Below are 18,155 nucleotides of genomic sequence, written 5' to 3'. Positions count from 1 at the left end.
CTTGTGAACTGACCGCCTAAAGTTGGACGGGTAAGTTAAGTGGCCTTTGGCTGAGTCCTGTATTGCACGGGGCTCAGCACTTTCAATTTGAGCTTGATGCGGTCGTGATTGTAGTACCGGATGTATTCGGCGATGCTGCGGCGCAGTTGATCGACATCGGAGAAGCGGCCAAGCCGGAAGCATTCGGACTTGAGCGTTCCAAAGAAGCTTTCCATCGCCGCATTGTCGAGGCAATTTCCTTTTCGAGACATGCTCTGAGGCAAGCCCCGCAAGGCCAACTTCCGGCAATATGCCGGCATTTGATAGGCCCAGCCCTGATCCGAGTGCAACATTGTGGCTTCCTCTGGGCGTAGCCTCCGCAGAGCCTTGTCGAGCATTCCCCGGACCAACGCGAAGTTAGGCCGCTCGCTGGTTTGCCAGGCAATGATCTCGCCGTTATACAGATCCAGCACGGGCGAGAGATATAGCTTCTTGCCGCCAACGCTGAACTCGGTCACGTCTGTCACCCACTTCTCATTTGGCCTGGTTGCCTTGAACTGGCGCTGTAGCAGGTTGGGCGCCACACGCCCAACCTCCCCGCGATACGAACGGTATCGCTTGGGTCGCACGACTGACTTCAGTTGCAGCACCGCCATCAGCCGCTGCACGGTCTTGTGATTGACCCGGGTTCCGCTCTGGCGCAAGGCTGCCGTAATCCGACGATAGCCATATCGTCCCTTGTGCTGGGCGAAGATGTGGGCAATACGCGCCTTCAGCTCGCCATGGCGATCCTCGGCCTGGCTGGCCCTGAACTGGTAGTAGAACGTGCTGCGTGCCAGACCGGCGACCCTGAGCAGGTCCGACAGACGGTGATGCGCGCGCAAAGTGTTCACGGCTTGCGCTTTTTCTTTGGCATCGATTGCTCCTTGGCCCGGAGCAGGGCATCCAACTTTTTTAGGTACGCGACCTCCGCGCGAAGATACTCGTTTTCCTTGAGCAAATCTTCACGCGAGCGTTCGTCGTGAACTGGCGCGGATGTGGGCTGGCCGTTTGGTCTGGGGCATCTTGGGGACCGGGCCTTTGCGGCGCGGCTGGAGGGCTTCGAAACCACCCTCATGATACTGGCGCTCCCATCGGCTGACACCCTTGGCCTCACGCAGATCGAACAGCGCACTGACCTGCTGATAAGACAACTCGTCGCGCCACATGCGCCGCAGCACCTTCAGTTTGAACTCGGCGCTATACGCTTCATGTTTCTTGCGCAGTCCAGATTCCCCGTGATGCTGCGATGCGCTGACCCAGCGTCGCAGTACCGAACGGCCCATCCCGTACTTCTCGCTTAGCGCTTGGGTTCCGATTCGGCCCGCCAAGTACTCCTGAACCGCTTGACGCTTGAATGCCTCGCTGTACTTCGTCATAAAAAAACACCCCAAAGGTTGGATGTATGTCCAACTTTTGGGGTGCAGTTGACTTGCGGGGGCCTTTCTCTTTGAAGCTGCTAGTCCGTCTCCCTACCGACAGACTTCGTTAATGGAGATTCCCATGTTGTTGCCATTGCCCAGTTCGGTCCCAAGGGATTTGCCGAGGCTATATCCAGTGGTTGCGATGGCGGCACTGGCACGAGCGTTGAGATCGGGCCAAAACCATGTGTCAACCCACATTTCAGCCGCGACAATGGCGCCGCCGTAGTAAATCATGTATCCCGTGCCCTGACAGCCGCCATCTGCTGAACACTGGCCCATATCCCCGATGTAGATGGCAAAGCGCTGAGGGAAATACTGGCACGTAGGGGCCGGCGGTGGCGGAGGAGGAGGGGGTGGCGGCGGCGGCGGCGGAATGTACTCCTGGCAGTAGGCCAAACCGGTATCCGCGCGCTTTTGCCAGGTGTCGGCGCCCCGGCAATCCGCGACGGTCATAGGCGGCGCGGGATACGAAATGAGTTGCGCGGAAGCGGCCCCACCGCAGGTCAACATGCTCACCAGCAATGAAGCCTTGGCGGCACACATGAGTCTTAGTCCTTTTTTGATATTCATGTTGCTATCTGATGAGTTAATACGCGCATCCGGTTGTCACCGTGCCGACGAGCTGGCCCCCGAGGGCGCCGGTATCATTTCCGCTGTACCAAGCGGCCGACGATCTTGCGCTCGCTTGTGCGTACCAGTACGTGCCATAGTCAATCATCGAAAAGTAAACGCCCTGGATCGGCGGCAAAACGTAGCCAGTTATGTTCACCATTTGCTGCTTTGATGTATACAGCGCCCATGCAGTGCCACCAGGACAGTTGTCTTTCCCGAACGTCATGCCATCGGTCACGTTCTCGTACTTCCGAGTGATGGTCATGTTGCCAAGCGCATTGGTGAGTGCGATATAGCGGTTGCCCTTGCAGATGTAGCCGACGTTCGTAGCGCTGGTTGCAATCTGACCATTGTTGCCACACCCAAGCCCTTCATAGACGTTTGCCACTGCGGTTCCGACCGACTGCCAGATGCCGCCAGAGCAGATCACATGACCCGTTCCAGTGGTGCTCCGGCGGGTCGACGTGTCGGCACCACACGCAGTGCCAGGAGCGCCGGTGCTCGTCAGGTAGGTGTCTCCTCCGCTGGTAAGCGCGGTTGTGGCCGTGACACGGCCTGCGCTGTTGACGTCGTTGCCTGCCATATCGATCGACGTCTGCATCCGATTCAGTTCCGGATGGCCCGGAACCTGCACCCGATACAAATAGCCGTTGTTGGCTTGCGCGCCGGTAAAGGCGAGTAACGACGCGAGCCTGCCGCTGCCCGGGTTCGTATAGTTGGCCAGCGGTACCTGCCATGCGCCATACGCCCCATAGGCTCGGGTTGCGACCATCGTCGGATCACCGTTCTGACCTATGTAGGGCACGAAGCCACCCTGGGCGCCGGCCTGCGCCGCGATCTGCACGAGCTGGCGTGTGTCCGTGATGGCACGCCCACCTTGCGAAGTGACAAGCGCCTGCAGGTTATTCGGCGTCGGTTGCAGAACCTGGAGGAGCCACGTCTGGCCAAACACGTTGGTCGCCGAGAATCCGGCAGGCAGATAGCCGCCATTAATCAGCATCGCCGGCGTAACGTTGACGGGCACGCTTGGCGTCGCCTGTGCGACCAGTGTCGCGGCTTCATCCTGCACGAACTGCAGGGCGGCCTTGTCGAACACAAGCATCTGGCTCGCCGCGGCCGCGGTCTGCACGTTCGTGACACCCGCCTTCGCCCAGGTCACGAAGCCAGCAAAGCTCAGTGTCGAGAGCATCAGTGCGATGAGATATCCGAGTATGGCTTCCATGCGATTCGATTCTCAGGTGTTCAGCTGGACCCAATGAACCAGCGCCCCAACGGGAATGGTCGAAGGCACGCTGTATGCGGTGCCGGTGGAGATGTTGATGGCCATACCCTGGCTACGGACCCGGAACCACGCGAGACTGCCTTGCGTGCTCCCAAGCAGCGCGGCCCCGGCACCAGACGAAACGCGCACGTAGCCGTACACGTCGCGCCCGCCGCCCGGGTTGGCTACGGCCATGCATCCCGCACCAGTCGGCGCCACCATCCCGGATGGCAGCGCCGGGATCAGGCTCGCGCCAACTAGGCCAGGCGTTGAGTCGGCAGTCGACACGCATGCCGCCCCATAGGCCTGCGCCTGCTGCGCGGTGACCGTTGCGACGTTTTCCATGCGGCCGGGAATGCCCGCCCCCGGCGCTGCTTGTGACAGTTGCCAGCTTTGCGCCACGATGCCAAGGCTGAACAGGACCGTCGCGATCGGCAACATGAGATAGCCCATATCCTGCTCCTCAGATAGTGGCGACAGCGAGTGGCGACAGCGCCAGCTTCCTTACTGGAAAGTGAGGGTAAAGGTCGCCGTGGCGCTACAGGCCGCCCCCGCAGTGGCCTGGTCGGGCAGGTTGGTCTGGTTGAACGTCGTCGATCCGACCACCAGCGTCACGTAATCCTTGAGGCCGAGGGCCGTGCTGACGCACTGCTTCGCCGTCTGGGCATTACCGCCGCCGAAGGTGATCACTCCCTGCGATCCGCTGTTGGCCGACGCAAGCGTGACTGCATTGCCCCAAGAGTCGATCAGCGTGGTGCCGCGCACCATGTCGGAGGGGAACATCCCGCCGGTGATCATTGCTGGGATGTTTGCGGTAGTGAAGTTGGTGTAGCCGTTGTTGCCCTGTGAGAATCCGGCGCGAGCGTTCGTGATCAGCTGCGCGATGTTCGTCGCCACCACACTGGCCTTGTGATTCTGAAAGCCGTTATAGCCCGCATAGGCAATCCCAGCCAGTGCGAGAAGTCCCAAGACGATGGCGACGATGCGCCCAAGAATGCCATCCATGTAAAGCTCCTAAAGTGTATGAATACGACGGTTGTTAGAACTGACCCATCGAGGACGTGAGGATCGATGAGAGTGAGTTGGAGCCCAGCTGCAGCACCACGAAAGCAAGGAACATCAAGCCGGTGAAGATCGCTGACATCACCATCCCTTTGGCAAGCAACTGGCGTTCGATGACTTCAGCGTTCTGCCGCACGGCCACCGTGATCTTTTCGGTGAAGTCATCAAAGCCCGCATACGCGCCGACTTCGTCGATCAGGTCCAGCGACGGAAAGCCGTTCCCGGTCTGCCGCATGGCTTCCGCGAGGTCCAGGCCATCAGCCAGTCCGAGGCGAATCGGTCTCAGACGAGAGGCCAACCATGGCGATGCCGAGCCGATCTGTCCCTCCAGCGCGGCGATATCCGGGACCTTCGCTCGCAGCAGCGCGACGAAAGACATCGCCCAGGTGAAGCCGGTGATTTCGCGGTACGCCGTGAACGGGAATACGTGCTGGTCGCAGAACCGCCTGCCAGGCCCGCTCCACCGCGGCAGTGCCCACCAGCTCCAGACGGCATATACGCCGAGACTCCCGAAGATCACCGGTGCCGGCCATCCCACGGCCAACTGGCCCATCCAGTACATGGCGTAGGCCCAGTCGGTCCATTTCTCGATCGGCAGGATGTCGAGGAATTGCGGCACGATGTAGCCGCCGATCACCAGCAGGACGGCATACAGGCAGGCCAGATACACCGTTGGCGCAAAGAAGCTGGCTTGCAGCTTCTGGCGCAGCCGCGTGGTCAGCTCGCGCACGTCCAGCACCAGCCGCATGGCGTCCGGCAACTGTCCAGCCTTCTCCCCGGCGTCCAGAACGCTGCGCTCCAGATCGCTGAGGCTCGCCCCCATCGCCGCCATCAGCGTCTTGCCATCACGCACCTGCCGCCCGACCTCGTGCGCGGCCTCGGCTGCGCGCTTGCGGCCTCGCCTGTCCTGCCGCTCCCGGAAGTCCTCAATGACTTGCGCGAGGGTCAGCCCGTTTTCCAGCTGGCTCGATGCCTGTTGATACAGGCGCCGGCGCATTGCCCAAGACAATCCGCTCATAGGTCCTCCCGCACCGGAATCGCGTCAACGCTGCGCTCGGCATCGACCGGGCTCAGACGGCCGGCCAGAACGAGATCCATGGCGTGCGCGATCATGGGCTTGTCCGAACCCTTCCGGGCCCGATGATTGCGCCGCGCCTCCAACACCCCGTCGTTGATGAAGTCCTGCATCAGCTTCTCGCTGGTCACGACAACCTCAGCAACCGCCTGTTGACCAATGATGGCTTCACCGTGGCAGTGATCGCATCCGCTCCCGCGAACGCGCACCTCGGACAAGTCCCCCCACGAGCGCATCGCCTGCAGCATGTAGTCCGGCAGCGGCTCAGGCGCCCTGTCCAGGGTGACCGAGCATTTCGGGCAGAGCAACGGCACGATCCGCTGTGCAATCAGGCCGATGATCTGCGTGTGATTGGCGATCACCTCCATCGCCAGGCGAACATGGTCCAGCATCACCAGACGGGAGAACGTCTCGAACGGATCGGTCACGTGGAGCGTCGTGAGCACCTGGTGCCCGGTCGCCGCGGCCTGCAGCGTCGCGATCGCCTCCTCGACGCCCCGGATTTCGCCCAGCAGCACCGCATCCGGATCCATCCGCAGGGTCATGCGCAACATTTCCGGGAAGCGCTCGCTCTCCGTGGTGAGCTGGATCGCCCAATCCATCGGGTACTCGGTCGGATTCTCGATCGTGATGAGCCGCTTTTCCGGGAAGAGGCGGGCTTGGTGCCGCGTGCACTCAAATAGGGTTGTGGTCTTGCCGCTCCCGGTCGGGCCGGTCACAACGATGACGCCCATGGGGCGGCGCAGCAGCTGCGAGATAAGTTCCACCTGCAGCGGCGTGTAACCCATCTGGCCAAGCTTGAATTCGCCGCCCGGCGCTTTCGGCGTGCGCAGATCGAGCCGTTTGGCTGCATGGACAGCATCCGCCTTCAGTGCGCCTTCGTGGTGCTCGCGGTATTGCAGCCGCGCAACGAGGAAGCCGCCGCCGCTCTCCACCGGGTAGGCCGGCCCGCGCACGATCCGCACACTCGACAGCCCCGTGCCCGGTAGTGCATCGCCCGCGATCTGGGCGTCCTGCACGTCCAGCGGGTTGTAGGTGGCCGCCTTCACCGTGGCGAGGCCGGTGTACATGGCGCGGATCAGGCGTTCCCCCTCCTCGCGGCGCATCGACAGCGCCGACACTGTGCGCAGGTCGCCCTTGATCCGTACCTGAATCTCAGTGTGGTGCTCACGGACCAGGATGTGAATGTCCGAGGCGATCAGCACAGCGCAATCCGCGATTAGCCGGCGCGCGAGAGTCAGGGTCTGCAGGTCGGTGTCCTGCTGCTGGCCGGAGCCACGCTGCTGACGCAGCACGGCAAGCTCCTGCGCGGAGACCTTGCGCAGTTGGGGCGCCGCACCGCTGCGCCGCAGCTTGGCTTCCCAGGACAGAAGCCGCGGCGTGCCGAAATGCCGGGCGTCCACGTAGATGTCGCAGCCGTGCACCGCCAGCACTTGCTGCACGTTGTCATCGGTCAGGCCCAGCTCCTTGGCGACATCCTCCACGTGCAGCCCGCTTTCCGCGACGCGTTGACGAAGCGCCGCCGCTTGGTCAGCCGTCAGATGGTCGAGGTTGTAGGCAACACGGTCGAAGGTGGCCGGCAGGTTGCGGGGATAGAGGATATGAGGCTCAAGCACCTCCGGAGGCTTCGGCAACGCGAGCGCATCGGACTTCACCGACGGCTCGGCCCGGGTTGCAAATGCGGTGCTTCGTGCCGACTCACTGCGTGGACTGCGCCACAGACGAGAGATCGTCGCGATCATTGTTGTTGACTCCCAGCAGGAGGCGGCACTGCGCCATCCCGCATTGCATATAGCCTTCCGGTTCCTTTCCATGCCTGGGCGGCCGCGTCGTAGCTGACTTCCGTCAGTCGCAGACCCGCTACCGCGTCCAACCCCTCGCCCAAGCCCAACCACGGCGGTGCACCGAAGCCGAAGTCCGCCGTCATTGCGAGCCACGGATCAACCGGCGTGTTGCCATCGGCCGGAAGCAGCGGCGGCGGCGAGGTCAGCTGCAAGCCCACGCCGGTACCCTGTGCATACGTCCACATCGAACGCTGCGCTTCGGCAGGCCGACTCACCGCGCGCGACGAAGGCAGGAAAGCCGCCGGCGCATTTCCGGTCACCGTCGCTTGATTTCCGTCGGCGGAAAGCGCGCCTGGCGCGTTGGCCGCCAAACCGCCCTCCCGCTTCCAGGTAGTTTCGATCGTCAGGGCCGTCGACGTGGCAGGCTTGCAGCGCCAGCTGGAGAGCGTCCAGCCCGCGTCCGCGAGGGCCTGGCGGTCCCACGCGCGGCGGCACGCCTGCAGGAAGGCGGTCGGCGTAGCTTCATCAACCCAAGGTACCGCCCGTTGCCGAGCAGCCTCATTGGCACGCTGCGCTGCAGCGATCGCGCGCTGGCGCATCAATTGCGCCTCGCGCTCAGCTTCCTGCTGCTGGTCGTACCAGTACCACCCGCCCACGAAAAGGGCCGCCACGCCAGCCGCCGCAGCGACGGTATAGGAAGTCGACTTCCAAGGGCCGGTCAGGACGTCTCGCATGGCTGACACGCCCTTCGACGCCCGCGCCATGTTCGCGAGATCCCGAACCGTTCCCTCAACCTCCATCCATTCGCCCAGGGCGCGATGCCGCTCGCGGACCGGTGCCAGTTCCTCGAGCGTGCCAACCCGGTCGCCACCGGCGATGACGGCGTGGCCCTGACGGACGGCGATGTACCAGTAGAGGCTGCCCTGCAGATGAAAAAGCCCCCTCCACGGCTGGCGGTGCTGGCCCGCCACGATCGCCGCGAGCGGCTTCAGCCCGGCCGGCTTCGCGCCGGCGATCGCTTCGCAGAAACCAGTCTGGATGGCGCCTTCCGCGCTTTCATGCACGACGCCCCAGCGGACATTGCGGCCAAGTTCCAGCGCCCTCGCGCGCAGGACGCTCTTGCTCGGCTGCTTTTCCTCGTGATGCCAGGTCAGCCCGATGGCAAAGCCACCTTTCAGTCCGGGGAATGACAGGATCTCCGCCATCGCTCACGGCCTCAGCGTGCGCACGCGCTTGCCGTTGGCAACCTTTACCCCGCCGTCGTCGATGCTCACGACCTTCCAGCCACCGTCTAGCGAGTCGCCAGCCTGGACCGGCACCGTGCGGCCGCTGACATCCACTACGGCGTTGTAGTGACCATCGAATGCGCGCAACGACACCAGCCGGGGCGCTTCCGGCGCGAGCCGCGGTGCTCGCTCTGCGACGCCGCCCGTCGGCATTGGGCCGCCCAGCGAAACCGACGGCACGCCGGCTCCCGGCGGCGCCCCAGCAGGAGCTGCCACCATGGAATCCTCGGCACGCTTCACTTCTGCCTTGAACTTGGCGATCTCGGCGCGTGCCTTCCACAAGGCCAGTTGGGACTGCAACGCAGCGAGTTCGGGCGCGTCAGTGGTGCGCGACGGTTGTGCCGTCTCCACCGGGGGCGCGGCAGCCGCTGTGGGTGTCCCATTGGCCGCCGCTGGGGTGCCAGCCACCGGCTGCGCCGCCGAGCCGGTCCCCGCTTGCGACGTCACTGAGCCGCCCCCCGCCGATGCGATCGCCGCTGCAACAGGGTTCGACATCGTCGACGCCCCATGGGCAGGGACGGTCACCGAGAGGCCGACGGTAGCGGCAATGGCCAGCGCGGCCGGGGTCCAACGAATATTGAATGAGCGATTCTGCATGGAATGGTCTCTCTGTTACAGCAAGCGGGCCGAGATCATGATGGCGATGACCGTGTCTCCCTTGAGGGCACCAACCCCGCCGCCGAGCGCAGCCATCCACGGCTCACCCACGCCGTTGTTGGTCGTGGAGGCCTTCTGGTTGCGCAGGCCGGTGAGTACCAGCGATTCGCCGGGCTTCAGCGTGATCGACTGCGTGAACCGGTTGGTCGGCATGGTGCGCAGCTGCACGCTGGTCTGGTTCGCATCGCCGCCCGAGTTGAATCGCTGCAGTGGCAGCAGGTCCGACAGCGTCATGTCGAAATTCATCAGGATGCGGCCATCGACAACCTTCGGCAGGAAGTTGCTGGTGAAGCCGTAGGTCACCGTTCCGGTCTGTATGGAACTGGTGGAACCCACGTTGGCAGCCAGCGTCGTTTGCGACTGCGCGACATAGTCCTGCAGCGTGGCGGTCTGCAGAGCCAGCACCTTGCCGTTCTGCGTCACGCCCGAGCGCGATACCACCTGTGACACATTGCCGAGCGTCGAAAGCGCTTGCACCACGGCCTTGCTGCCGGCGAAAGGACCACTCATGATCGTCGCGCCAAGATTCATGGGGGTGGCGCTCCCTGAAATCGTGGGCGTGCTGACGGAACTGAACGAGACGTCGGGCTTACCGCTAGAGCTCTGATAGGCAAGCGACAGGTTCAGGCCAAAATTGTCCTCGCGCGTGACGCGCACCTCGTAGACCTGTACGTCGATGGCGACCTGCTTGCCATACATCGCCACGAGGCTCTTGACGAACTGCTCAATGCGGTCGCACTGCACGGGGTCGCCGGTGACCGTCAGGGTGCCGAGATTCTTGTCGACCACGACGTCGGCGCTCGCGCCAGCGACTGCCTTAGCGGTCGCCTGCAGCGTCTCCCAGGGCTTCATCTCGGTCGACATCGTCATGGACTGACCGCTTCTTCCCGCCCCGCTTCCACCAGACCCGCCATTGCCTCCGGCGCCGGCCGTGCCGCCGGAACTGCTGTCCGACGTCGTGATCGAGCCATTCATGGAGGACGAATCCGCGAGGCTCGGCAGCATGAAGGTCCGCGTTTCCGTCCTGAAGAACGAAACCGTGCCGTCGTTGTAGCGGGACCAGACCCCGAAATGTGCCTCGACGGCATCCAGGAAGCCCTTGAAGCTGCCTTCGTACCTAAGGGTCAAGGGCACAGACAGCGCCATGCCAGCACCCTGGCCCGACGCAGACGTGCCGGCCAGCGAGGAGGCCAGGTCCACGCGCGGCGTTCCACCCATCGGGATCGGGCCGGTCGGCCGTGCCGCGGCGGTCGGCTGGGTCGGCGCCGTACCGGACACAGCGGTTGCGACGGCGGATGCGTCTACCGTCGCACGCACGCCGATACTCTGTGCGATCCAGCTCGCGGCTTCGGTCAACGAGCCCAGCGTGCCCCTGAACACCACATGCTTGTTGTAGATGTCCGGCTGCGGCTTGCTGGCTCGGATCTTCTCTCCCATCAGCCAGGCGCCTTCATGCACCCGGAACACCGGGCGGCTGCGTGGTGCATCGGCGTAAGCCGCGTGCGCGTCGCTGCCGATGGTGTTTTGCAAGTTGCGCGTCTCCATCACACCGCATCCGGACAGCAGTGTTGCAGCCGCCACGGTAGCCGCCGTGTAGCGCGCCGTATTCCTCTTCATTTGCATCATCACTGAACCATCCCGTTTTGGCTGATAATCACCGTGCGATTGCCGCGCCAGCTATCGCCCACCACGTCCGCACCGTTGTTGGCCAGCTCTTCGACCACGCGCTTGACGGCGCTTTCGAAGTCACTGCCGTAGTCCTTGTCGCCGGGCACAATCCAGCCGTCCGGGACATTCCATGCGACGGTCCAACCGGCCCGATTCGCCCAGTTCTGAAGCTGCTGTTGCAGCGCCTCCCCTTTGACTAGCCGGAACACCGCACCGACCGTTGGTGCGCCACTCGCCGGCGTGCTCGCCTTGTTGGGTGCCGCGGCGACCACGGAGGGAGTATTCGCGGCCAGCATGGTCGGGTTGACGGCAGCCTTGGGGGCACGAAGCGGCTGCAGGTGTTGCCAGCCGTCGTTCGAGAGTTGCGAGGCGTGCACCGATGGCACAAGGATCAGGCCGCTCAGCAACGACGCTGCGGCGACAGCAATGCGGGTGGTTCGGTTGGATTGGCACATAGCTATGCGTTCGATTGAGGTGAGGAACTACCGCAAGGCGGCGCGCTGCAGCGCCTGCCACCGCGCATGAATCTGGTTGGCGTAGCGCAACTGCTTGTAGGGTGAGGAGGCGTTGTAAGCCCCGACTGCTTTCCACGTCGGCCCGAAGCGCTGGATGTTCTCGCGCAGGATCCACGCGCCGACGTAGGCATTGATGCATCCATCAAACAGGTGGGCTCGCGTGATGCCGTACCGGCCCAGCCGCGGCAGGTGGATCGAGTTGATCTGCATGAGGCCGATATCCTCCGAACCGTTGGCATTGCGATTCGTGACCCATGGGCGCATGCCAGACTCCTGCATGGCGATGCTTCGCAGCAGCGAAGGGCTCACGCCGTGAAACACCGCAGCATCGTCCAGGCAGTCGGCATGGGCAGCGCCGGTCAGCAAGGCCATGCACACGAACCCGATCGCTCCGATCCTCACAGCGCCACCTTTCCAGGCTGCTCTTGGAACCGGACCTGCGGCACGCGATCCACGTAGACCACGCTCCCATCCGCGATCACGGTCAAGCGTGCTGCAATGCCGTTGAATTTGTAGTAACGGTCCTGGTGCTCGCCGTTGCGCTGGTGCTCATCGCCGAACACCGACACGCTCACGAGCGACTTGGCAAAGCTCAGGTACGTGGCGCCGTCCTTCTCGAAAACCATTTCCAGGCCAGCGCTGTTCCCATTCGGGAACTCGTAGTCGATCTCCGGCGCGCGCGTCACTTCCACGGACTTGCCGTCCGCGCTCGCCGTGAACCGGTCGACTGTCGCAAAGGACAGTACGCGCTGGGTCTCGTCCCACCTCGTCCAGATCTTGCTGTTTGAAGCGTCCCGCAAGACCAAGTCCTTGGGCTCCTGCTCGAACCGGATCTCGATTCGGCCCTGCTTCGTGTCGCGGATCGCCATGGCGCCGAATGCCGATGCCAGCGTCGGGCCGTCAGGCAGCAGTGTCCCGGCTACCGGCGTTACCGCATCGGCAGGGGCTGCAGGCAACGTTGCCGGGGAAGCAGGCAACGTGTTAGCTGTCGTGGCAGTGGCCTGAAGCTTCCCATCAGGGGTTGCGGCTGCGACGTCACCCTCGACCACGGCGAAGCTCTTCGGTGGGCCGGCGCGCAGCGCGATATTTCGACGGCTGAAATCCACCTCACCGTAGAGGTTGCGCTGCTCGAGCACGCGGGCAAGCGCCTGCAGCCAGTTCTCCCCGCCGCGCGTTTCGAGGATCACTTCTTCGGTCAAGGGGATGTCTTTCTGCGCGGTGCCGCTCCATCCTGCCGGCGCGATCGACTTCACCAGCTGCGCGAGCGGCAGGTTGGACCGGCCAGCGCGCACCAAAGGCTGGCTGGCGTAGCTGCCGATCAGTGCCAGTCGCCCGGAGATTGCGGCGGGGCTACGCGCGATTTCGCCCACCGGATTTGCCGGCTCAGACGTGAAACCGTTCGCACGCTTCCACCGGGCGACAACGGGCTGCCCGCTGACCGAGTAGCGAATGACGTCGGGCACCCCCTCGATCACCCAGTAAGGGCCACTCTGGATGGCGCCATCTGCCTGCACAGCCTGGCCATGCCGCGGCTGGATGTAGGTCGACAGGCCATCGTTGAACACCATCGCGGGGCGCTCCGCGGCACGCGCGACGACCTGATAGTCAAAGTCCAGTGGGTCGGTGTCGGCCGCCATGGCATGCGTCGCCACCAGAGCAAGTGCGGAAAGGATAAGCGGCCTGATCATTGGAATTGCGCGACGTGTTTCATGAATCGGGAGAAGTACGGCCCACCGCGCTCCGGGTTCGCGCTGTGGTACCACGCCACCGCCTTCATGGCGGAGCCGCTGCGTTGCAGGTTCTCGGTCAGAATGTCTTCTGCCACGCGGATGTTCGTCGCCGGGGCAAGCGCATCCCATGGCGAAGCGAACCGCTTGCCGTGGTAGCACCAGTTCACCTGCATCAGCCCGACATCGAAATCGCAGCGTTGATTGGCAAGCAATCGGTTGATGGCGCCGTAGGCTTCCTCGCGCGTCGAAAAGAACATGCCGCGGCCGGCCACATTGAGCGTCCACGGCCAGGGTCGGCCTCGGTAGGACGACTCATTCATGGCAATGCCCGCTGTGATCTTGGGATCCACGCGGCTTCCCATCTGTCCGAACGGTTCTGTCTTGGGGGCACACGCCCAGCCGCCGCGCCGCTCGGCCAGCGCTTCCTGTGCGGCATCATTCAGTGCGGGCGGACGCAGCCAACCCTCGCGCACGAACAAGGCGGCGATCGGTACAGGTTTGCCGGCAAGCGTGACAACTGGGCCAGCCTCCGCACCGGGATCGATCTGTGCACCAAGCAGGCGCGCCGACCATCCGAGGAATGCTTCGAGTCCGCAATACAGGACCGGATTCCCTTCGAGGGTGTGAACACGCGCCCGACCATCGACTTTCACCACAATGGCGTTCGGGCTAATGACCGCGTCGATCGTTGCAGCTTGCGTGGCAAGCGATGCGACGCCACATACGACGAATGCTGCGAGCCGCTTAGTCACGATAGGCCTCCAGCACGATGTCATGCTTGACCTGGACCATCACCTTTTGTCCCGGCTCGGTCGTGATGGTCGGACGGATATTCTGGTTGCGGTTCAGGATGGTCTGCGCGGTCTGCGTGGCGATTTGCCCCGCGGCGTTTCCATAGGCGACCAGACCGGCCGGCCCGACGGTGGTCGTCGTCGGGTTGTCGTTGAAACGAAGCGAGAGCGCACCGATCACCAGCGCACCGCTGAAGATTCTCAAAAAGTGGTTATTGACGTCACCGCTGTTGCCGGCGGTCCCATCTGGATCGGCACCCTGCATCCCCAGGAGCGGCACGGTTTTGCCGTTGGGCAGTTGCATGCGCACGAACGCTGTGAGAAGGCGCTCCTGCCCGACAGCAATGTCCGCGCTATACATACCGACCAGCGTGCTGCCGGCAGGGATTACCTTGCAGGTACCCTGCACGGTGTCGTAGATGTCCTGGGACACGGTGGCGCGGAACTCGCCGGGCTTGTCCGAGTTGAGGCCCCCGGCAAACACTGCCGGGATGACGAAGCCTCGGCTGACTGTGCATTTTGGCAACTTGCCATCGAAGCCGGTTCGCAAGGTGCTCACGCTCCCGGCGTCACGCAGGAACTGCCGGTCACCGGAGACTGGCTGTGGCGTCGCGTTGTCCTGTGCGAGCGCGGCCGCATTCGCAGCGCCCTGGCGTGCGGCCACCGCTTGCTGGATCGCGCGCATTTGCGCAGGGTCCGAGACATCCGCGATCCCGGCTGGCAGTCGCCCCTGATTCAGTTGAGACTTGCGCACGCCAGACTTGAACACCGGTGCCGTGAAGAGATCATCCTCCTCGTTCTTCTTGGCATCCACCGTGGGCGTCGCTTTCGGGCCGCCGTTCAGATCGGCAGCGGTCAGCACCGGCTTCTTGGAGTCCGGCGTAATGGCTTCCTTGCGCTGCTTGTCGGCTTCCTCGCGAGCCTTGTCCGCCTGTGCGCGAATCGCCGCCTCAAGGCTTTGCCCATTGTCAGCATTGCCCGCGCGCTGCTTGATCTGATCCGCCCGTGCCTGCTCGGCCTTCGCCTCAAGCTGTTCGTCCGTGACGGTCTGGAAGTAGTAGCCCAGAACGCCCACGATCAACGCCGAAATGCCGCCGAGTGCGAACATCACGTTGCGGGGAAGCTTCCCCTTCACCGTACGGACTTGCGCATCGCTCACGGAAGCTGCGTTTGGATCCATCTTCGAGGCGCGCATCAGAACAGCCCCAGGACGCGACGGCGCCCACGCTCGATCTTGATCTCATCGTCACCGGAGCGCAGGACGATGGTATCGGCGAGGCGCTGCACCACCAGATAGCCGCCGCGACGAAGCTGATTGACCACAACAAAGTCGCTGCCGTCCTTCACCAGCGCGACCGGCCAGCTCTGCAACGCAGCGGCAGGCAGTCGTAGCCAGAGCGCCTTGCCATCGTCGAACGCGGTCTCCGGCTTGAAGCTGGCGGTGCCGGAAATGGAATACTCGAAGTTCAACTGGTCCGGCGACACCGCGACGGCGTCAGGGTTGCGCGCATCGGCCCCGGCTGACCTGGCATCCTCCCCTTGCTCGCCGCGCGCATCGTTGCGCGCCTTTAGCTTGGCCGAGATGGAGGTCGGAATGCGGAAGCGCACTTTCTGGTAGAAGATGCCGCCCAGCGGCGAGGACACCAGCGTGAACTCGTAGCTGCGCTTATTCGTGTTCACCGACAAGGTATTGACGAGACCCGCCGCCTGCGGCTTCACGTAGAGATGGTTGGCGCCATCCGTGTCGTAGTCCCAGCGCACGTTCTCGCCCCAGGCCGGGTCGCCAACGATCTGCTCATCGTCCGGGAACTCGATCGTTGTGACTTTCAGTGGCGCGCTCAGCACGCGGAAGATCTGGTCGCGGCTGTAAGTGAATACGACCAGGCGTGAATCACCCGGCAACGCGATAGGGTCGACACCGCCGTTGAACGGGTTTCCCGGGTTCATGGCGTCGCTCAGGTCGCCGATACCAAGACCGGCGACGCCTGCGCCGAGGCGGCGCCCATTCTTTTCCGCCGCGTTGCCATCGGGGATGGAGAGCAACAGTGCCAGGCCAAGGGCGATGGCCAGCGGGAGAAGTCGGGAGGGGGTGCGCGCTTCCATGGGCATTTGCACGGCTCAGGCCGCAGATTTCTGGATGGAGAAGAAGATGGGGAAGACACCAAAGGGGTTCGTCCCGAGCATGGCTTCCTTGTCCGCCGGCTTGACCTGATAGCGGAACGTGATCGCGTACCGCTGCTTGCGCGGCTTGTACCCATCCTCGGTGGTCGTGGTCACGAATTCCACCACCACGGTGCTATCGGGCAGGCTGGCAATATTGGTGAACTTCGGTTCCCGGGTGAGCGTCGGCGCGGACATCACCTGCCGGAACGGCTCGTCTTCATCGACCCATGCCTTGAACTGCTCCTTGGCCGAGCCCAGCATCTGCTCTCGCACCGACCGCAGATTCGCCGCCATGCGCGACGACTCAATCTTTGGCGTCAGAATGGGCTCGATCGTGAACCACCGCTGCACGAGGTCCTTGAGCGCGGCCTGCACCTGTCGTTCATCCGGATGGAATGCGTCCAGTTCACGCGTGATCGGCTTGCCGGTCGCATCCGCCGAAACGCCAACGACCTTCACCACCGACGGCGGCAGCTCGCGGGTCAGAATCGCCGCGAGTGCGACGCACGCGGCGCCGACCGTTGCGAGCTTCCAGTGATTGCGGTCCACGGTGATGCGCGTGGTCCGATCGAAAATGACTTGTTCCGGACGCTCTTCGCCAAACATACCTGGCGCAACGGTCAGGGGCTTGGCTTTGTCGGTGGATCTGCGTAGGAATCGCATGATGCGGCGGGCTTTTGGGATGCCGCTAATTGAATCAGCGAAATGGCATGCACCTGCCCTCGAAAGCTGTGCCAATTTGCTGAGCTTTCCAATTTTCCTCTCGCTTCACCTCAATTTGATGCCTTCACAGCCGTCGGGATGGCTCGCCCAGCGCCAGCCGCTATGCCGCCACCCGATTTCCCGCGGCGAAGGGCGCCAGCGAGGTGTCTACCTTCGAAAGCTCAGGATTTGACCGCGTCATTCGCTATCTTGAGAAGGAACATGTTCCTCTTGCTACGCCTTGAGCGGACCGGCGCCCCACGACTTCGTCAAAAGCTCTTGAAAATCGCCTAGCTTTCAGTCGACTACAGGACCGTTTGCCCGCCAACAATAGCGGGCATGGAATCAGCGTCCACCAACCACCCTCTTCTGCAGCTCACGCAGCTTGCCGACAGCTCCGTGTCGATGTTCTTCGAATCGCTGGCGCCGTTGCACGATGTCCTTCATGCGGATGACGTAGCGGAGGTCATGATCAATCGCCACAACAGCATCTGGGTCGAGCGACGCGGCATCATGACCCGACTCGATATCGAGATCGATCCGTTCAAGATCGAGGGGGCAATCCGTTCCTTGGCGTCGTCGGTAGAAAAGTCTGCGGTGCGCGGCACGGCCCAGGGCATCATCAACGCCGGTCACAAGGGCCTGCGGATCGCCGCCGTGATGCAGCCAACGTCGATCGACGGCCACGCACTGAGCATCCGGCGGCATCGCGAGAAGAACATGCGCCTGTCGGACTATGTGAAGGCCGGCGCGTTCTCATCCCGGCATGCGCGCACGGAAATCGAGACGCCCATCTTCTGCGGCCCTGTCGAGGACGACGCACTCGCCCAGGCGCTCGGCGAGCTAGTCCGCCAGCGCAAGAACATCCTGGTGGCAGGCGGTACGTCTTCAGGCAAGACCACGCTACTCAATGCCATGGTCGGCGAGATTCCGCCGGAGGAGCGGGTCATCACCATCGAGGACACGACGGAGCTCAAGCCCAGCGTGCCGAACGTCGTGCGGCTGCTTTCCAACGCCGACAAGGGCGTGACCACACAGCATCTCGTTGCCCTTTCCCTGCGCTTCCGGCCAGATCGGATTCTTGTGGGCGAAGTCCGTGGCGGCGAAGCGTACGACATGCTCCAGGCCTTTAACACCGGCCACGACGGCGGCATGGGGTCTTTGCACGCACCGAGTCCCCGCATGGCCTTGTCTCGTCTTGAAAGCATGGCGCTGCTCGGTATTCCGCCCGGCTCGGGCTGGAAAGTCGAAGACATGCGTCGGCTCATTGCCGACTGCATTCACTACGTTGTGCATATGAAGCGCTCAGGCGACATGCGCGTGCTCTCCGAGATCATCGAGATCAAGGGCTTTCGCAACAACGACTACGAGTTCCAACGCGTTTTCTAAACCTCAGGAGTCTTTCCG

General features: G+C 63.3%; 17 protein-coding genes and 1 pseudogene. 1 reads left to right on the top strand and 17 read right to left on the bottom strand.

Annotated features, from left to right (window positions below):
* Window positions 1–35: 35 nt before the first annotated feature.
* The 17 genes and pseudogenes from AC1Q6V_RS30400 to AC1Q6V_RS30320 all read right to left on the bottom strand — a co-directional run bounded on the left by AC1Q6V_RS30400 (window position 36) and on the right by AC1Q6V_RS30320 (window position 16,709).
* Window positions 36–1,397: pseudogene (locus AC1Q6V_RS30400) on the bottom strand (IS3 family transposase).
* A gap of 93 nt (window positions 1,398–1,490) precedes the next feature.
* A complete protein-coding gene (locus AC1Q6V_RS30395; protein WP_492344683.1) occupies window positions 1,491–2,012 on the bottom strand; it encodes a hypothetical protein in 522 nt (173 codons plus the stop codon).
* Between the two features lie 16 nt (window positions 2,013–2,028).
* The gene (pilV, locus tag AC1Q6V_RS30390; RefSeq protein WP_492344682.1) at window positions 2,029–3,276 is read right to left on the bottom strand and encodes a shufflon system plasmid conjugative transfer pilus tip adhesin PilV; all 1,248 of its coding nucleotides are present in this window, start codon (window positions 3,274–3,276) and stop codon (window positions 2,029–2,031) included.
* Between the two features lie 12 nt (window positions 3,277–3,288).
* A complete protein-coding gene (locus AC1Q6V_RS30385) occupies window positions 3,289–3,768 on the bottom strand; it encodes a hypothetical protein (RefSeq protein ID WP_492344681.1) in 480 nt (159 codons plus the stop codon).
* A 51-nt stretch (window positions 3,769–3,819) separates the two neighbouring features.
* On the bottom strand, window positions 3,820–4,320 hold the full coding sequence (locus AC1Q6V_RS30380) for a type 4 pilus major pilin (protein WP_135707504.1): 501 nt from the start codon (window positions 4,318–4,320) through the stop codon (window positions 3,820–3,822).
* Window positions 4,321–4,354: 34 nt separating this feature from the next.
* Window positions 4,355–5,395: a type II secretion system F family protein gene (locus AC1Q6V_RS30375; protein WP_492344680.1), complete on the bottom strand. Its 1,041-nt coding sequence runs from the start codon at window positions 5,393–5,395 to the stop codon at window positions 4,355–4,357.
* Entirely contained in the window at window positions 5,392–7,194 is a 1,803-nt protein-coding gene (locus tag AC1Q6V_RS30370; RefSeq protein WP_492344679.1) for a GspE/PulE family protein, read from the bottom strand. The genes AC1Q6V_RS30375 and AC1Q6V_RS30370 overlap by 4 nt, the downstream gene beginning before the upstream one ends.
* On the bottom strand, window positions 7,191–8,441 hold the full coding sequence (gene pilO2 / locus AC1Q6V_RS30365; RefSeq protein ID WP_492344678.1) for a type 4b pilus protein PilO2: 1,251 nt from the start codon (window positions 8,439–8,441) through the stop codon (window positions 7,191–7,193). The genes AC1Q6V_RS30370 and pilO2 overlap by 4 nt, the downstream gene beginning before the upstream one ends.
* Before the next feature lie 3 nt (window positions 8,442–8,444).
* Complete coding sequence (pilP, locus tag AC1Q6V_RS30360; protein ID WP_492344677.1) at window positions 8,445–9,119, bottom strand: type IV pilus biogenesis protein PilP; 675 nt, start codon at window positions 9,117–9,119, stop codon at window positions 8,445–8,447.
* 15 nt (window positions 9,120–9,134) lie between these two features.
* On the bottom strand, window positions 9,135–10,805 hold the full coding sequence (locus AC1Q6V_RS30355) for a type II secretion system protein GspD (protein WP_492344676.1): 1,671 nt from the start codon (window positions 10,803–10,805) through the stop codon (window positions 9,135–9,137).
* Window positions 10,805–11,302, bottom strand: coding sequence for a toxin co-regulated pilus biosynthesis Q family protein (locus AC1Q6V_RS30350; RefSeq protein ID WP_492344675.1), 498 nt, complete (start codon window positions 11,300–11,302; stop codon window positions 10,805–10,807). Before AC1Q6V_RS30350 ends, AC1Q6V_RS30355 begins: the two co-directional genes overlap by 1 nt.
* A 27-nt stretch (window positions 11,303–11,329) precedes the next feature.
* Window positions 11,330–11,734: a lytic transglycosylase domain-containing protein gene (locus AC1Q6V_RS30345; protein ID WP_492344674.1), complete on the bottom strand. Its 405-nt coding sequence runs from the start codon at window positions 11,732–11,734 to the stop codon at window positions 11,330–11,332.
* Between the two features lie 26 nt (window positions 11,735–11,760).
* Window positions 11,761–13,050, bottom strand: coding sequence for a TrbG/VirB9 family P-type conjugative transfer protein (locus AC1Q6V_RS30340; RefSeq protein ID WP_492344673.1), 1,290 nt, complete (start codon window positions 13,048–13,050; stop codon window positions 11,761–11,763).
* Window positions 13,047–13,844 (bottom strand): lysozyme family protein, encoded by a 798-nt coding sequence (locus AC1Q6V_RS30335; RefSeq protein WP_492344672.1) that lies wholly within the window; start codon window positions 13,842–13,844, stop codon window positions 13,047–13,049. The genes AC1Q6V_RS30340 and AC1Q6V_RS30335 overlap by 4 nt, the downstream gene beginning before the upstream one ends.
* Window positions 13,837–15,063, bottom strand: a complete 1,227-nt coding sequence (locus AC1Q6V_RS30330) for a TraB/TrbI/VirB10 family type IV secretion system protein (protein ID WP_492344711.1) — start codon at window positions 15,061–15,063, stop codon at window positions 13,837–13,839. The genes AC1Q6V_RS30335 and AC1Q6V_RS30330 overlap by 8 nt, the downstream gene beginning before the upstream one ends.
* A gap of 14 nt (window positions 15,064–15,077) precedes the next feature.
* Window positions 15,078–15,986, bottom strand: coding sequence for a TrbG/VirB9 family P-type conjugative transfer protein (locus AC1Q6V_RS30325; protein WP_492344671.1), 909 nt, complete (start codon window positions 15,984–15,986; stop codon window positions 15,078–15,080).
* A 15-nt stretch (window positions 15,987–16,001) separates the two neighbouring features.
* On the bottom strand, window positions 16,002–16,709 hold the full coding sequence (locus AC1Q6V_RS30320) for a VirB8 family type IV secretion system protein (RefSeq protein ID WP_492344710.1): 708 nt from the start codon (window positions 16,707–16,709) through the stop codon (window positions 16,002–16,004).
* 378 nt (window positions 16,710–17,087) lie between these two features.
* Here AC1Q6V_RS30320 and AC1Q6V_RS30315 point away from each other — a divergent pair, with 378 nt between their 5' ends.
* Window positions 17,088–18,137 (top strand): TadA family conjugal transfer-associated ATPase, encoded by a 1,050-nt coding sequence (locus AC1Q6V_RS30315; protein WP_492344670.1) that lies wholly within the window; start codon window positions 17,088–17,090, stop codon window positions 18,135–18,137.
* The last annotated feature ends 18 nt before the right edge of the window (window positions 18,138–18,155 follow it).

It is taken from the genome of Cupriavidus sp. GW823-FHT07B10 (assembly GCF_058794355.1).
The sequence above is the reverse complement of the archived record's forward strand: the minus strand, read 5'-3'. Positions and strand labels throughout refer to the sequence as shown.

Excerpts from the sequence above, each read along its gene's own strand:
- pilP (WP_492344677.1), bottom strand. The coding sequence starts at position 9,119 with ATGCAGAATCGCTCATTCAATATTCGTTGGACCCCGGCCGCGCTGGCC.
- AC1Q6V_RS30385 (WP_492344681.1), bottom strand. The coding sequence starts at position 3,768 with ATGGGCTATCTCATGTTGCCGATCGCGACGGTCCTGTTCAGCCTTGGC.
- AC1Q6V_RS30345 (WP_492344674.1), bottom strand. The coding sequence starts at position 11,734 with ATGGCCTTGCTGACCGGCGCTGCCCATGCCGACTGCCTGGACGATGCT.
- AC1Q6V_RS30340 (WP_492344673.1), bottom strand. The coding sequence starts at position 13,050 with ATGATCAGGCCGCTTATCCTTTCCGCACTTGCTCTGGTGGCGACGCAT.
- AC1Q6V_RS30380 (WP_135707504.1), bottom strand. The coding sequence starts at position 4,320 with ATGGATGGCATTCTTGGGCGCATCGTCGCCATCGTCTTGGGACTTCTC.
- AC1Q6V_RS30315 (WP_492344670.1), top strand. The coding sequence starts at position 17,088 with ATGGAATCAGCGTCCACCAACCACCCTCTTCTGCAGCTCACGCAGCTT.
- AC1Q6V_RS30320 (WP_492344710.1), bottom strand. The coding sequence starts at position 16,709 with ATGCGATTCCTACGCAGATCCACCGACAAAGCCAAGCCCCTGACCGTT.
- AC1Q6V_RS30330 (WP_492344711.1), bottom strand. The coding sequence starts at position 15,063 with ATGGATCCAAACGCAGCTTCCGTGAGCGATGCGCAAGTCCGTACGGTG.
- AC1Q6V_RS30325 (WP_492344671.1), bottom strand. The coding sequence starts at position 15,986 with ATGGAAGCGCGCACCCCCTCCCGACTTCTCCCGCTGGCCATCGCCCTT.
- pilV (WP_492344682.1), bottom strand. The coding sequence starts at position 3,276 with ATGGAAGCCATACTCGGATATCTCATCGCACTGATGCTCTCGACACTG.
- AC1Q6V_RS30395 (WP_492344683.1), bottom strand. The coding sequence starts at position 2,012 with ATGAATATCAAAAAAGGACTAAGACTCATGTGTGCCGCCAAGGCTTCA.
- AC1Q6V_RS30355 (WP_492344676.1), bottom strand. The coding sequence starts at position 10,805 with ATGATGCAAATGAAGAGGAATACGGCGCGCTACACGGCGGCTACCGTG.
- AC1Q6V_RS30350 (WP_492344675.1), bottom strand. The coding sequence starts at position 11,302 with ATGTGCCAATCCAACCGAACCACCCGCATTGCTGTCGCCGCAGCGTCG.
- AC1Q6V_RS30370 (WP_492344679.1), bottom strand. The coding sequence starts at position 7,194 with ATGATCGCGACGATCTCTCGTCTGTGGCGCAGTCCACGCAGTGAGTCG.
- AC1Q6V_RS30375 (WP_492344680.1), bottom strand. The coding sequence starts at position 5,395 with ATGAGCGGATTGTCTTGGGCAATGCGCCGGCGCCTGTATCAACAGGCA.
- pilO2 (WP_492344678.1), bottom strand. The coding sequence starts at position 8,441 with ATGGCGGAGATCCTGTCATTCCCCGGACTGAAAGGTGGCTTTGCCATC.